Here is a 13,685-nt window from a genome sequence, read left to right as displayed (position 1 = left end):
TCACCATGAGCACGAAGAAATATGTCGCCGAAGCCATTGGCACGTTCTGGTTGACTTTTGCGGGTTGCGGCAGCGCGGTCATCGCTGCAGGTTTTCCAAATGTCGGCATCGGGTTGCTCGGCGTTTCGCTCGCTTTCGGCCTCACCGTCGTGACGATGGCCTACGCCATCGGCCATGTTTCCGGTTGCCACCTCAACCCGGCCGTGACGGTCGGGCTCGCGGCGGGCGGTCGCTTCCCGGCGGGGCAGGTCGTTCCTTACATCGTCGCGCAGGTGGTCGGCGCGATCGTGGCCGCGGCCGTTCTCTACCTGATCGCCCGCGGCGCGCCTGGTTTCGACCTCGCCAACGGTTTCGCCTCGAACGGTTACGGCGAACACTCACCCGGAAAGTACAATCTCGTCTCGGCCTTCCTCATGGAAGTCGTGATGACGATGATGTTCCTGTTCATCATCATGGGGTCGACCCACGGCAAGGCTCCGGCAGGCTTCGCGCCGCTCGCCATCGGCCTCGGCCTGTGCCTGATCCATCTCGTCAGCATCCCCGTGACGAACACCTCCGTGAACCCGGCCCGCAGCACCGGCCCGGCACTGTTCGTCGGCGGCTGGGCGCTCGGCCAGCTCTGGCTCTTCTGGGTCGCTCCGCTGATCGGCGGCGTGCTTGGCGGCGTCATCTATCGTTGGCTGAGCGATGAGCCGCAGGGCGTCGTCAGCGGCACCCAGCCGGCCGAATAGGTCCGGTCGAAAGCCGGGACCGCCACTGTCCTTCTCCGGGCGCGCGCCGAAAGGCGTGAGCTCGGAATGGACGATGGCGGTTCCGATCCCGACGACTGCCGGTTCCGTCTCAGGCGACCGGCCGGGCCTCGATCACGACGAAGGCCTGCGCCAGCGGCGGATCGTCCGTCAGCGAGACATGGACGATCGCCTCGAAGCCTGCAGGCGTCATGGCCTTCACGCGCTCCAGCGCGCCGCCCGTCAACCGCATCGTCGGGCGCCCGCCCGGCAGGTTGACCACCTCCATGTCGCGCCAGAAAACGCCGGCCCGCATGCCGGTGCCCAGCGCTTTCGAGCAGGCTTCCTTGGCAGCGAAGCGGCGGGCATAAGAGGCCGCGCGGGTGGCGCGGCGGTCGGATTTCGTCCGCTCGCCATCGGTGAAGACGCGCTGGGTGAAGCGTTCGCCGAAGCGTTCGAGGGAGCGCTCGATGCGGCGGATGTCGCAGAGGTCGGAGCCGATGCCGAGGATCATGCTCCGCGTTTAGAGCATCGGCCGAGAAAGTGGAAACCGGTTTCCTGCGCGGTCAGCGCCCGGCGCCGCGCCCTTCGTCCATCGCCTGCCGAATCCGGCGGATCGCTGTCTCCAGCCCGACGAAAATCGCTTCGCCGATCAGGAAGTGACCGATGTTGAATTCGACGAAGGCCTGAACACCGGCAAGCTTGTGGGCCGTGTCGTAGTCGAGCCCGTGTCCGGCATGGACTTCAAGCCCGAGCTTGGCCGCATGGGCGGCACCGTTGGCCAGCCGCTGGAACTCGGCTTCCGCCCTGGCCGTCTCGCCATCCGCAACCGCATGGCACCAGCTGCCGGTGTGAAGTTCGACGACGGGGGCGCCGAGCTTGGCAGCCATCGCGATCGGTGCCTCGTCCGGCTCGATGAAGAGCGAGACGCGGCATCCGGCCGCCTTCAGCCGGGCGATGCGCGGCGCAAGCTGTGCTTCCTGGCCAACGACGTCGAGCCCGCCCTCGGTCGTGCGTTCCTCGCGCTTCTCCGGGACGAGGCAGGCTGCGTGCGGCTTCAGCCGCTCAGCCAGCGCGATCATCTCGTCGGTGGCGGCCATCTCGAAATTGAGCGGCTTGGTCAGCTCGGCGGCGAGCCGTTCCATGTCGGCGTCGCGGATATGGCGGCGATCCTCGCGGAGATGGGCGGTGATCCCGTCGGCTCCGGCGGCGATGGCGAGATGGGCGGCGCGGACCGGATCGGGCAGGATGCCGCCGCGCGCATTCCTCACCGTGGCGACATGGTCGATGTTGATGCCGAGACGCAGCCCTTCGGCCATGGTGCAAGCCCTCTTTGTAGCTACCCGTGCTTAGACGAAAGCACGGCATCGGCTCAATGCAGGGATTGTGATGCCGGCCTCACGATTTGTGATCTGTAAGGCCGTCCGCGGGGGCGAGGGCGGTTTGCTATTTGATAACCGCAAATGGTTGTTTGTTCTCCGTGAAGGTAATCGTAACCGGCGCGCTGTAACATCAAGACTTAAATTTACTAAACCTTAGATTGAGCGAGTGGGATTTATGCAACTCCCCTTGAACAACGCGGCCTTCCATACGGACATCACGCCGGACCGTCGCAATGCCGGTCAGCCGCCGGAGCGTGCGCTCGGGCGAGTCATCGCCTGTGACGGCTCGCGCGCCACCATCCTGAGCGCAGTCTCGACCGGGAACTGGCAGGCGAGCGACGCTTGGGCGATCGGCCGCATGGTCTCGATCAATCTCGGTCAGAGCCGCATCGTGGCCCTGGTCTACAAGCTGCACGCGGTCGAACCGGCCTGGACCGATGGCGAGAACCCGATCCAGGTCGAGGTCGAGTTTCTGGGCGAGGTTCTTGAGAAATCGGACGGCTCGATGCGCTTCCAGAGCGGCATTACCGGCTATCCGCCGATCGGCGCCGTCGCTCACCGCATCAGGGCCGGCGATCTCGCACTCGTCCACGACCTTGGCGACCGGAAAGGTGCCGAGATCGGCCACGTCACGCAGGATGCCAGTATCCCGGCGACCGTCAGCATCCAGGACATGCTCTCGCGCCATTTCGCTCTCGTCGGCACGACAGGTGTCGGCAAGTCGAGCGCCGTTTCGCTGTTGCTGCGCCGTGCCGTTGCCGCGCGCCCGCGCCTGCGCGTGCTGATTCTTGATCCGCACAATGAATACTCTGTCGCCTTTCCGGATCTCGCCCTCACCATCGATGGTGACGCGCTCGACCTGCCGTTCTGGATGTTCAAGCAGGAAGAGTTCGCCGATATCGTCTTCCGCGGCCGGCCTGCGTTGGACGACGAGCCTGATATCCTGCGGGAGGTCATTGCGGCGGCCCGAAGCCGCTACCGTGTTCCGAGTGGCCAGGAACTGGCGCGTGACCTCGGATCGAGCCTGCTCAAGCGCCCGCTCGATCTCGGCGTCGGGCGCAGCGGCCCGGAGCCGGCGCCGCCCACGGGCGGTGTCGATGCATCGACGCCTTACCGCCTGAAGGACGCCTTTGCCGTTATCGACGAAATGATCGGCCTGCACGAGCAGCGTTGGCCGAGGCCGGCGCTGCGCTCGCTGAAGGTGCGGCTGGAATCGCTCCATGCCGATCCGCGCTACCGCTTCATGTTCGGCCGCGCCAATATGTACGAGACGGTGGCGCCGATCCTGGGGCAGATCTTCCGCATTCCCATGCATGGCCGGCCGATCACCGCCTTCCAGCTCGGCGGCCTGCCGGGCGAGGTGGTCAATGCCGTCGCCTCGGTGCTGTCGCGGCTCGCCTTCGATCTCGCCATGGCCAGCCAGGGTGCTTGCGAGGTCCTCGTGCTCTGCGAAGAGGCGCATCGCTATGTGCCATCGGACCAGGCGCTCGGCTTCGCGCCCACCCGCCAGGCGATCGCGCGCATCGCCAAGGAAGGGCGCAAATACGGCGCCTATCTCGGCGTGGTCACTCAGCGCCCGGGCGAGCTCGACCCGACGATCCTGTCGCAGTGTTCGACCGTCTTTGCGATGCGGCTGGCCAACGAGCGCGACCAGCAGATCATCCGCTCGGCGATCTCCGACGCCTCTGCCAGCACGATCAATTTCCTCTCCTCGATCGGCAACCGCGAGGCGATCGCCTTCGGCGAAGGCGTTGCGACCACGATGCGGATGCGCTTCGCCGAGCTGAAGCCGCATGAGCTGCCGGCGATGGGCGGACGCGCGGTGGAGGGCGGCGGCCGGCTGGAGCCAACCCTCGACGACATGGTCCGGCGCATGCGGGCCTGAGCGCGAATTTCTTGCATCCCGGAGGCTTTGGCTGTAAGGCCCTGCTCAACCTATTCCCTGCATCGCTGAGATCGGAAGAAGCCGCCCATGGCTCGCGTTACCGTTGAAGACTGCATCGACAAGGTCGAGAACCGCTTCGAGCTGGTGCTGCTCGCCAGCCACCGCGCGCGGATGATCCAGTCGGGCTCGTCGATCCTCGTTGCGCGCGACAACGACAAGAACCCTGTCGTTGCGCTCCGCGAGATTGCCGAGGAGAAGCTGAAGCCCGAGGATCTCAAGGAAGACCTGATCCACTCGCTGCAGAAGCATGTTGAGGTCGATGAGCCGGAGCAGGAGACCGTCCCGCTGCTCGCCAACCCCGCAACTGCGGCCACCCCCGACAGCGAGATCCAGTTCGACCGGATGAGCGAAGAGGACCTGCTGCGCGGCCTCGACGGCCTCGTTCCGCCGACCGAGAGCGCCGACGACGAGGACTGATCGTCGCGGCGTGAATCGATTGTTCATAGTTTGAAGTTAAAGCCCGGCAATGCCGGGCTTTTTCATGCCCGCCATCCGGAAAACGCCTTGCTGCCGCCCAAGCCTGTGCAAATAATCATGAGTTGCAACAAGAGAATGTCGAGGCAGAGGCCCGCATGGGCATAATGCGGCAGTACGAGCTCGTTGACCGGGTCAGGAGCTACAATCCGAATACCGACGAGGACCTGCTCAACCGGGCCTATGTCTATGCCATGCGCGCGCACGGTACGCAGAAGCGCGCCTCCGGCGACCCTTTCTTCGCTCACCCGCTCGAAGTCGCGGCGATCCTGACGGATCTCAAGCTCGACGATGCCACCATCGTCGCCGCGGTGCTGCACGATACGGTCGAGGACACGGCCGCGACGCTGGAAGAGATCGAGAGCATGTTCGGGCCGGATATCCGCCGGCTCGTCGACGGCCTCACCAAGATCAAGAAGCTCGACCTCGTCTCCAAGAAGGCGGCGCAGGGCGAGAATTTCCGCAAACTCCTGCTCGCCATCGCCGACGATGTCCGCGTGCTGCTGGTCAAGCTCGCCGACCGCCTGCACAACATGCGCACGCTGCATTTCGTCCCCCCGGAGAAGCGGCTGCGCATCGCCGAGGAGACGATCGAGATCTACGCGCCGCTCGCCGGCCGCATGGGCATGCAGGAGTTGCGCGAGGAGCTGGAGGAGCTCTCCTTCCGCCACATCAAGCCGGAAGCTCACGCCACCGTGACCAAGCGGCTGGAGGAGGTCACCGAGCGTGAGGGCAAGGTGATCGGCGAGATCGAGCGCGATCTGAAGGAGAAGCTCGCCGCCAGCGGCATCCAGGCCCAGGTCTCCGGTCGGCGCAAGCGCCCCTATTCGATCTGGAAGAAGATGGAGCGGAAGTCGGTCTCCTTCGAGCAGCTCTCGGATATCTTCGGCTTCCGCGTCATCGTCGAGAAGCCGGAGGACTGTTACCGCGTGCTCGGCATCGTCCACATGACCTGGCCGATGGTGCCGGGCCGCTACAAGGACTACATCTCGACGCCGAAGCAGAACGACTACCGCTCGATCCACACCACCGTGGTCGGCCCGGGTCATAGCCGCGTCGAATTGCAGATCCGCACCGACACCATGGACCGCATCGCCGAATACGGCATCGCCGCGCATGCGCACTACAAGGATGGCCGGCCCGGCGAGCCGACCCAGCTCGGCGACGAGAGCCGCGCTTATCAGTGGCTGCGCCGCACCGTCGATCTGCTGAACGAGGGCGACAGCCCCGAGGAGTTTCTCGAGCACACCAAGCTCGAGCTCTTCCACGATCAGGTCTTCTGCTTCACGCCGAAGGGCCGGCTCATCGCCCTGCCGCGCGGCGCGACGCCGATCGACTTCGCCTATGCCGTCCATACCGATGTCGGCAACAGCGCCGTCGGCGCCAAGATCAACGGCCGCATCGCGCCGCTCCTGACCGAGTTGCAGAACGGCGACGAGGTCGAGATCACCCGCGCCGAGGGGCAGGCGCCGCCGGCCGCCTGGGAATCGCTCGTCGTCACCGGCAAGGCGCGCGCCGCCATCCGGCGCGCCACGCGCGCCGCCGTGCGCCGGCAATATGCCGGTCTGGGTCGCCAGATCCTCGAGCGCGCCTTCTCCCGCGCCGAGCGCGCTTTCTCCGACGACAAGCTCAAGGCTGCGCTCAGGCGCCTCGCCCGCAACACGGTCGATGACGTGCTCGCCGCCGTCGGTCGCGGCGAGATGTATTCCGGCGATGTCGTGAAGGCGGTCTATCCCGATCTCGAGCCGGAGAAGCGCGCTTCGACCGAGACCAAGCCTGGCGCTACGGCCAGCGGCAAGGGTTGGTTCGAACTGCGCCAGGGCGAGAATCTCAAGTTCAAGCTTCCGGGCGAGGGGCCTTCCGACAGCGCCATCCCGATCCGTGGCCTCGGCCGCGACCTGCCGGTGCGCTTCGCTCCGCAGGGCGGTGCGGTGCCGGGCGATCGCATCGTCGGCATCCTGACGCCGGGCGAGGGCGTGACGATCTACCCGATCCAGTCGCCGGCGCTCGCCGCCTTCGACAACGAGCCCGAGCGCTGGCTCGATGTGCGCTGGGATCTCGACGACAAGGTGCCGCAGCGTTTCCCCGCCCGCATTGCGCTGAAGTCGCTGAACGAGCCCGGCTCGCTCGCCCAGATCACCACGACGATTGCCGAGCATGACGGCAATATCGACTCGGTCTCGATGAATCGTCCTAACCCGGACTTCACCGATGTCACGATCGACCTCACCGTTTGGGACCTGAAGCACCTCTCGGCGATCATCAGCGAGCTGCGTGAGAAGCGCGTGATCAGCCGCGTCGAGCGCGTGGTCGGCTAGGGGCGCGCGGTCTTTAGCGGAGATCCACCGTCACTCCGGGCCCTGGCCCGGAATGGCGGCGTGTTTCCGTGCGAGATCAGCGGGCTCTAGCCGCGGAATGCGGCCGCCAGCTCCCGCACGAAGGCGCGGCCGCGTACGGTCGCGGCATTGCTGCGCAGCACGATCGGCGAGCGCCCGAGCGAAGGTAGCCCCCAATCCGTACCGATATCGACGGCGCCCGGCGGGGCGATCCGGGATGCCAGGGCCGCGACCCCGAGGCCGCCCGCAAGCGCAGCCTGTACGGCAGCCATCCCGCCTCCGATGAAGGCTTCGCGCCAGTCGATAGCGTGCCGGTCGAGCGCGTTGATTGCGTGCTGCCGCAAGCGGCATTCGGCGACGAGATTGATGAGCGGCAACGGCGCGTCGTGCTGACGCGTCAAAGCGGGGGAGGCGAACCAGCCAAGGCTATCCTCGCGCAGAACCTCGCCGGTCTTGCCGGCGCCGATCCTGCGGGTGAGGACCGCATCGAGATCGCCCGCCTCATAGGCCGTTTCCAGTTGGCTCGACGGCTCGATGCGCAGATTGACGACAAGACCGGGGTCGTGCGCAGCCAGTCGCGCGAGTAGCGCTGGAACATCGGCGCCTGCGGCCTGCTCACTGATGCCAATGGCGATGCGTTCCATTGCCTCGCTGAACGTCGCGAGCGCTCGGTTGTGGGCAACAAGAAATGCGCGGGCGGCCGGCAGGAAACGCTCACCCTCGGAAGTGAGCCTTACCAGCCGCGGATGCCGCTGCAGCAGGAGTTTCCCGAGTGTTGTCTCCAGCCGCTTGATCCGCGTGCTGACCAGAGATTGCGTCGAGCCGAGCGCCTGTGCCGCACGGGTGAAGCTTGATAGCTCGGCCGCCTGGAGGAAGGCCGCAACCGCTTCCACATCGAGGGCAGGGTGGCTCATAGATTGAAAATCCATATTTATGATATCAATAATGATACGGTTTATTGTTTTGTGGATCAACGCTAGATTCCTGTCATCGACCCGCGGCTGAACGCCGCCGCTGATGGAGAGAACCATGCCTCTGATCCGGATTTCGATGCGGCGCGGCCGTCCAGCCTCCGAACCCGCCGCGATCGTCGACGGCGTCTACAGGGCGTTGCGCGAAACCTTCGAGGTGCCGGAGAAGGACCTCTTCGCCGTCGTGCATCAACATGACGCCGACGAGTTCGTCTTCGATGCCAACTATTTCGGCTTCAATCGCAGCGTGGGTCTGGTCATCATCCAGATCACCGTCGCCAACACCCGTGGTGTCACGCAGAAGAAGAAGCTCTATGCCGCCATCGCGGCGAACCTGGCCCGCGAACCCGGTCTGAAGCCCGACGACATCTTCATCAACCTCGTCGAGGTCAAGCGCGAGGACTGGTCCTTTGGCGGCGGGATCGCCCAGTACGTGGCGTGAGGCCTGCCGTCATTCTCGGGCGCCGCACTCCGGCGACCCGAGAATCTCGTGACCCGCTCGCTGGCTTCCGAGATGGTCGGGTCAAGCCCGACCATGACGTGGTTTCTTCCCGCGCCGGGCTGGCCTAAATCCTGTCTCCATGGAATGGACGGACGAGGGCACGATCATCGGCCTCAAGGCCCACGGCGAAAGCGCCGTGATCCTCGAGGTGATGACGCGTGACCATGGCCGCCATCTCGGCCTCGTCAGGGGCGGGCGTTCGCAGAAGGCCCAGCCGCAGCTGCAACCCGGCAATCACATCTCTCTGACCTGGCGCGCCCGGCTCGACGAGCATCTTGGCGAGTACAAGGTCGAGCTTTTGACCTCGCATGCGGCGCGGCTGATGGCGGCACCGGTCGCGCTCTACGGGCTGGGCACGATCGCCGGGCTGCTGCGGCTTCTGCCGGAGCGGGACCCGCATCCCGGCCTCTACGAAGGCCTCGCCGTCCTCATCGCCCATCTCGACGAACTGCGCCTTACGCCGCCGCTGGTCGTGCGCTTTGAACTCGCCATGCTGTCGGAACTGGGCTTCGGACTTGATCTGGCGCGCTGCGTCGTGACCGGCTCCCCCGACGATCTCAGCCATGTTTCGCCGAAATCGGGCAAGGCCGTCAGCCGGCGGGCAGCGCAGCCCTATCTCGACCGGTTGCTGGCATTGCCGGCCTTCCTCGTCGAGGGGCAGGGCGGGCGCGAGCCATCCTCGGCCGAGCTTCTGGCCGGTTTCGCCTTGACGGGGTATTTCCTGCGCCGTCACCTCTACGAGCCGCGCGGCCTGCGCGAGCCGCCGGAGCGGGCGCGGCTGGTGGAGCTGGCCACGCGCATTGCGGCGAATTCACCCACCCCGGATTCATCCACCGATTGAGCGCAAAATACCGGCCCGGGCGTTTGCACGCATGGCTGCGTACCTGCATTGTTCTGGCGGGGCGATTCGCACTGTGCCATAGAGCATTGCGCGAAAAAGTGGGTACCGGTTTTTCGCGTGGAGCGATGCTCCGAGCTTTGAGAATCGATCACGTTTTTCGCATCGGTCGTACCGCCCGAATGCGACGGGATCGGGACTACGCGAGTTTGCGACAAGACGAGGGCTGAAGACGTATGGGCAAACCGGTCGATCCGCCGCCGGAGGATGAAGCCGAGCGCATCGATCTGAAATCGGCGCTCGAGGAGCGCTACCTCGCCTATGCGCTCTCCACCATCATGCATCGCGCCCTGCCGGATGCGCGCGACGGGCTGAAGCCCGTCCACCGCCGCATCCTGCATGCCATGCGGCTGCTCCGGCTCGATCCGGGCCAGGTCCACAAGAAATGCGCCCGTATCGTCGGCGACGTCATCGGTAAGTTCCACCCGCATGGCGACCAGTCGGTCTATGACGCGCTGGTGCGCCTCGCGCAGGATTTCGCGCAGCGCTATCCGCTGGTCGACGGGCAGGGCAATTTCGGCAATATCGACGGCGATAACGCCGCCGCCTATCGTTACACCGAAGCGCGCATGACCGAGGTCGCGCGCCTCCTCCTCGACGGCATCGACGAGGACGCGGTCGATTTCCGCGAGACCTATAATGGCGAGGACGAGGAGCCGGTCGTGCTCCCGGCGGCCTTCCCGAACCTGCTCGCCAACGGCTCGCAGGGCATCGCCGTGGGCATGGCGACCTCGATCCCGCCGCACAATGCCGCCGAGCTCTGCGACGCCGCGCTCTATTTGATCCAGCACCCGGAGACCTCCTCCGAGCAGTTGATGACCTTCGTGCCCGGCCCGGATTTCCCGACCGGCGGCATCATCGTCGAGACCCGCGCCTCGATGGCGGAGACCTACCGCACCGGCCGCGGCGCCTTCCGCACCCGCGCACGCTGGCATGTCGAGGATCAGGGCCGCGGCACCTGGCTCGCGGTGGTCACCGAGATCCCCTACATGGTCTCGAAGGGCCGGCTGATCGAGAAGATCGCCGAGCTGCTCAACGACAAGAAGCTGCCTTTGGTCGCGGATCTGCGCGACGAATCCGCGGAAGACATCCGCGTCGTCATCGAGCCGCGCGCCCGCAACGTCGACGCCAACCTGATGATGGAATCGCTGTTCAAGCTCTCCGAGCTGGAATCGCGCATTCCGATGAACATGAACGTGCTGACCGGCGGTCTCGTGCCGCGCGTGCTCGGCCTCGCCGAGGCGCTGCGCGCCTGGCTCGACCATCGCCGCGAAGTTTTGCAGCGGCGTTCGCGCTTCCGACTCGGCCAGATCGAGAAGCGCCTCGAAATCCTGCGCGGCCTGCTGATCGTCTATCTCGACCTCGACCGGGTGATCAAAATCATCCGCGAGGAGGACGAGCCGAAGATCGAGCTGATGAAGGTCTTCGACCTCACCGAGGTCCAGGCCAACGCCATCCTCGACACGCGCCTGCGCGCCCTGCGCAAGCTCGAGGAAATGCAGCTCAAGACCGAGCTCGACGAACTCACCAAGGAAAAGGGGCAGATCGAGGAGTTGCTCGCTTCGGAGGCGACCCAGTGGAAGACGATCGCCTGGGACATCCGACAGGTGAAGAAGGCTTTCGGCCCGGAGACGGCGATCGGCAAGCGCCGCACCGAGTTCGCGGACATGCCGGATACCGCCGATATCGACCTGACCCAGGCCATGGTCGAGCGTGAGCCGATCACGGTCGTGATCTCGAAGAAGGGCTGGATCCGCGCTCTGAAGGGCCATGTGCAGGATCGCTCCAGCTTCTCCTTCAAGGGCGACGATGCGCTCCAGATGGCGTTCTTCACCGAGACAACTGCGAAGGTTCTGGTGCTCGCCTCGAACGGCAAGGTCTTCACGCTCGACGCCTCGAAACTGCCGGGCGGGCGTGGTTTCGGCGATCCGATCCGGCTGATGATCGAATTGGAGGAGACAGCCGAAATCGTCTCCGCTTTCGCCTACAAGCCGGCCTCGAAGCTGCTGATGGTGACGAACGAGGGCCGTGGCTTCGTCGCCCCCGCCGACGATGTCGTCGCCAATACCCGCAAGGGGCGGCAGGTTCTGAATGTCGACGGCGCGACGGTGGCCATGCTGGCGGTGCCGGCCGATGGCGATCATGTCGCGATCATCGGCCAGAACCGCAAGCTGCTCTGCTTCCCGATCTCGGAAGTGGCGGAGATGGGCCGCGGCAAGGGCGTGCGCCTGCAGCGCTACAAGGATGGCGGCCTATCCGACGCGAAGACCTTCAACCTCGCCGACGGCCTGACCTGGCTCGATACCTCCGGCCGCACCTGGACCGTGCCGCAGGCCGATCTCATGGAGTGGCTGGGCCACCGCGCCGAGGCCGGGCGCCTTCCGCCCAAGGGCTTCCCGAAGAGCAATACTTTCGGGGGGTAGCCTCGGGATAGGACGAGGCGTCATGCTCGGGCTTGTCCCGAGCATCTCGGGCGTCGGGCGCTCTGGCGCCCATCCTGTAGGAAATTCTCGGGTCGGCGCTCCGCTACGCCCGAGGATGACGCAAGACTCAATGGCTTATGCCCGGATGCGGAATCAAATGCGCAGCGGCTTGAATCAAGCTCTCAGCGGATGGGACGACCGAGAATGCCGGCTTCGAGGCTGAGCGTGATCTTGTCGGTCACGGCCCATTCCACGCCGGCGCGGGCCTCGGGCCGCACGGCGATCTCGCTCTGGCTGAAGGGCGCCGAGAATGGCGTCGCCCCGTAGCGCCAGCTTTCGTTGGCGGCCGACATGCCGACCTTGGTGTAGAGCAGCACGTCGGGCGTCACCAGCACGCCGGTCTTGACCTGGAAGGCGCCCGCGAAGTCGCGCGTGTAGGCCGTATTGCCGAAGCCCGGATAGCCGTAACCGCCGATTGCCGGGGCATAGTCGATCGCGCCGACGATGCCGTAGACGAAGTTGCCCTCGCGCCGCATCGTCCCGGCCTCAAGACCGAATGTCGGCCCGGCGCTGGTGCGCATATGCTTCGAGCTCGTGACCTGGAAGCCCGAGGAGATGCGGGCGTAGGAGCCCTCCCATCGCGGCGAGATCATCGGCTCGTCCCAGGCGAAGGACGGCAGGGCGGCGAAACCAGTGAGGGGCAGAAAGGTCTGTGCCTGCGCCGCACCCGCGAAAAGAACCGAAAGCGCCGCAGCCGAAAGAAGCGGAAATCTCACGTCGAAGCCATCCTCGCGCAGAAGCGCCCTGCGGGAAGCTAGCATGAGGCGGGGTGAATGTCGCGGTTTTGTGGCGTGGCCACGGGTCGCTCAGGCGATCTTCGTCCGAAGCTTGAGGAAGCGCAGCGTCCGCTCGGCGGTCGCAAGGTCCAGCTTGGCATAGGCGTCGACATCGTCGTCGATGTCACGGGAGGAGAAGTAGAGCCGCCGCGCGCGCAATTGCAGGATGGCGCGGAAAGCCGTGGTGCCGATCCCGAGCGAGCGGCAGGTGACGGCGATGCCGCTGGCATCGCGCTGCATCAGCACGCGCAGCGCCTGCTCGATCGTGATATCGGCGATCTGCGCCAGGACCTGGGCGAGATGATAGGCACGATCTTCGTCGGCCAGCATGGTCAGCACGTCGTCGACCTCGCGGACCTTTGCGGCGAGGTCCGAGATCAGGAGCTTGACCTCGAGGCGTTGCTGGCGCGCCTGGCGGGCGAGGGAGGCGGCCTCCTGCGTTGCGCTCGCACCGGGTGCCGCCCCTTCCGCGAACTGCTCGACGATCCGCAGGACGCGCTGGGCACGGTTCGGCGCAAGGTCCGAGCGGCGGGCCAGTGCGCCGGTGATATCGGCGTCGCCCTGGCCGCGCTCGAGCAGCCGATCGAAGCCACGGTCGGAGAAGGCCGCGCCTTCGTTGGCGCTGACCGTGTGCAGCACCTTCTGGTCGCCACGCTCGACCAGGATGTCGGTGACGCCTTCGGAAAGCCGCGCACGCTCCGCGATGGCGACAAGGTGCTGCTGCGACTGGGTGACGGCGATGGCCGCAAGATCGGTGTCGGTCAAGACCGGCGAGAGGACCAGCACGAGCCGGGCGACCTCGGCGTTGCTGTCGCTGCCGAGGGTAACAGCGACATTGTTCGGCAGGGTCGGCATGCTCGCCACGCGGTCGGCATAGCCCTTGCGCTCATCGTCGCCGAGGTGGCTGAGCGATGTCGTCGCGATCTCCCCGTAGTGTTCCTTGACGGTCTCGCTCGGTTCCTGATCGAGGAGGAACAGATCCGTGACCGCATGAAGCAACTGCCGGCGCGAATCCGACGACATGTCGGCCGGCATCCGGGTCAGGTTACGCAACATGAAGGCCCCCACGGCAAAGTAGCGGCCAGACCATGCCCGAACCAGCTTGATTTACTCTTAAGGCAACAGGTTCTTTTTCTGGACAGCGGGGCGGAGCGCCCCGCCATCTTGCAGGTGACATGCGCCCTTATCGA

12 protein-coding genes are annotated in these 13,685 nt (G+C 65.7%); 7 read left to right on the top strand and 5 right to left on the bottom strand.

Features of this window, described 5'->3' with window-relative positions; translation table 11 throughout:
- The first annotated feature begins 5 nt into the window (after positions 1–5).
- Complete coding sequence (gene aqpZ / locus AB4Z10_RS00395; RefSeq protein ID WP_441468384.1) at positions 6–731, top strand: aquaporin Z; 726 nt, start codon at positions 6–8, stop codon at positions 729–731.
- Positions 732–840: 109 nt separating this feature from the next.
- Here the strand turns inward: aqpZ and acpS are convergent, their stop codons facing one another.
- Positions 841–1,242, bottom strand: coding sequence for a holo-ACP synthase (acpS, locus tag AB4Z10_RS00390; protein WP_441468383.1), 402 nt, complete (start codon positions 1,240–1,242; stop codon positions 841–843).
- A gap of 52 nt (positions 1,243–1,294) precedes the next feature.
- Positions 1,295–2,047 (bottom strand): pyridoxine 5'-phosphate synthase, encoded by a 753-nt coding sequence (locus tag AB4Z10_RS00385; protein WP_441468382.1) that lies wholly within the window; start codon positions 2,045–2,047, stop codon positions 1,295–1,297.
- A gap of 238 nt (positions 2,048–2,285) precedes the next feature.
- Here AB4Z10_RS00385 and AB4Z10_RS00380 point away from each other — a divergent pair, with 238 nt between their 5' ends.
- The 3 genes from AB4Z10_RS00380 to AB4Z10_RS00370 all read left to right on the top strand — a co-directional run bounded on the left by AB4Z10_RS00380 (position 2,286) and on the right by AB4Z10_RS00370 (position 6,847).
- Positions 2,286–3,995 (top strand): ATP-binding protein, encoded by a 1,710-nt coding sequence (locus AB4Z10_RS00380; protein WP_441468381.1) that lies wholly within the window; start codon positions 2,286–2,288, stop codon positions 3,993–3,995.
- An 87-nt stretch (positions 3,996–4,082) separates the two neighbouring features.
- Positions 4,083–4,472: a DNA-directed RNA polymerase subunit omega gene (rpoZ, locus tag AB4Z10_RS00375; protein WP_441468380.1), complete on the top strand. Its 390-nt coding sequence runs from the start codon at positions 4,083–4,085 to the stop codon at positions 4,470–4,472.
- Positions 4,473–4,633: 161 nt separating this feature from the next.
- Positions 4,634–6,847, top strand: coding sequence for a RelA/SpoT family protein (locus AB4Z10_RS00370; protein ID WP_441468951.1), 2,214 nt, complete (start codon positions 4,634–4,636; stop codon positions 6,845–6,847).
- An 86-nt stretch (positions 6,848–6,933) separates the two neighbouring features.
- Here the strand turns inward: AB4Z10_RS00370 and AB4Z10_RS00365 are convergent, their stop codons facing one another.
- The gene (locus AB4Z10_RS00365) at positions 6,934–7,896 is read right to left on the bottom strand and encodes a LysR substrate-binding domain-containing protein (protein WP_441468379.1); all 963 of its coding nucleotides are present in this window, start codon (positions 7,894–7,896) and stop codon (positions 6,934–6,936) included.
- Between AB4Z10_RS00365 and AB4Z10_RS00360 the strand changes: the two genes are divergently transcribed.
- From AB4Z10_RS00360 to parC, 3 genes are all read left to right on the top strand, one after another.
- On the top strand, positions 7,895–8,278 hold the full coding sequence (locus tag AB4Z10_RS00360; RefSeq protein WP_441468378.1) for a tautomerase family protein: 384 nt from the start codon (positions 7,895–7,897) through the stop codon (positions 8,276–8,278). The genes AB4Z10_RS00365 and AB4Z10_RS00360 overlap by 2 nt on opposite strands.
- Before the next feature lie 139 nt (positions 8,279–8,417).
- Complete coding sequence (recO, locus tag AB4Z10_RS00355; protein WP_441468377.1) at positions 8,418–9,179, top strand: DNA repair protein RecO; 762 nt, start codon at positions 8,418–8,420, stop codon at positions 9,177–9,179.
- A gap of 233 nt (positions 9,180–9,412) precedes the next feature.
- Positions 9,413–11,659, top strand: coding sequence for a DNA topoisomerase IV subunit A (parC, locus tag AB4Z10_RS00350; RefSeq protein WP_441468376.1), 2,247 nt, complete (start codon positions 9,413–9,415; stop codon positions 11,657–11,659).
- 182 nt (positions 11,660–11,841) lie between these two features.
- Here parC and AB4Z10_RS00345 read toward each other — a convergent pair whose 3' ends face one another.
- Positions 11,842–12,435 carry an outer membrane protein gene (locus tag AB4Z10_RS00345; protein WP_441468375.1) on the bottom strand — a complete coding sequence of 198 codons (594 nt, stop codon included), beginning with the start codon at positions 12,433–12,435 and terminating at the stop codon, positions 11,842–11,844.
- A 90-nt stretch (positions 12,436–12,525) separates the two neighbouring features.
- A complete protein-coding gene (locus AB4Z10_RS00340) occupies positions 12,526–13,551 on the bottom strand; it encodes a DUF2336 domain-containing protein (RefSeq protein WP_441468374.1) in 1,026 nt (341 codons plus the stop codon).
- Between the last annotated feature and the right edge of the window lie 134 nt (positions 13,552–13,685).

Origin of the sequence: Allobosea sp. RAF48 (assembly GCF_052114025.1) — a bacterium.
In the GTDB taxonomy this organism is placed as follows: Bacteria; Pseudomonadota; Alphaproteobacteria; order Rhizobiales; family Beijerinckiaceae; genus Allobosea.
Note: the sequence above shows the minus strand (reverse complement) of the source record. Positions and strands in the feature narration are given on the sequence as shown.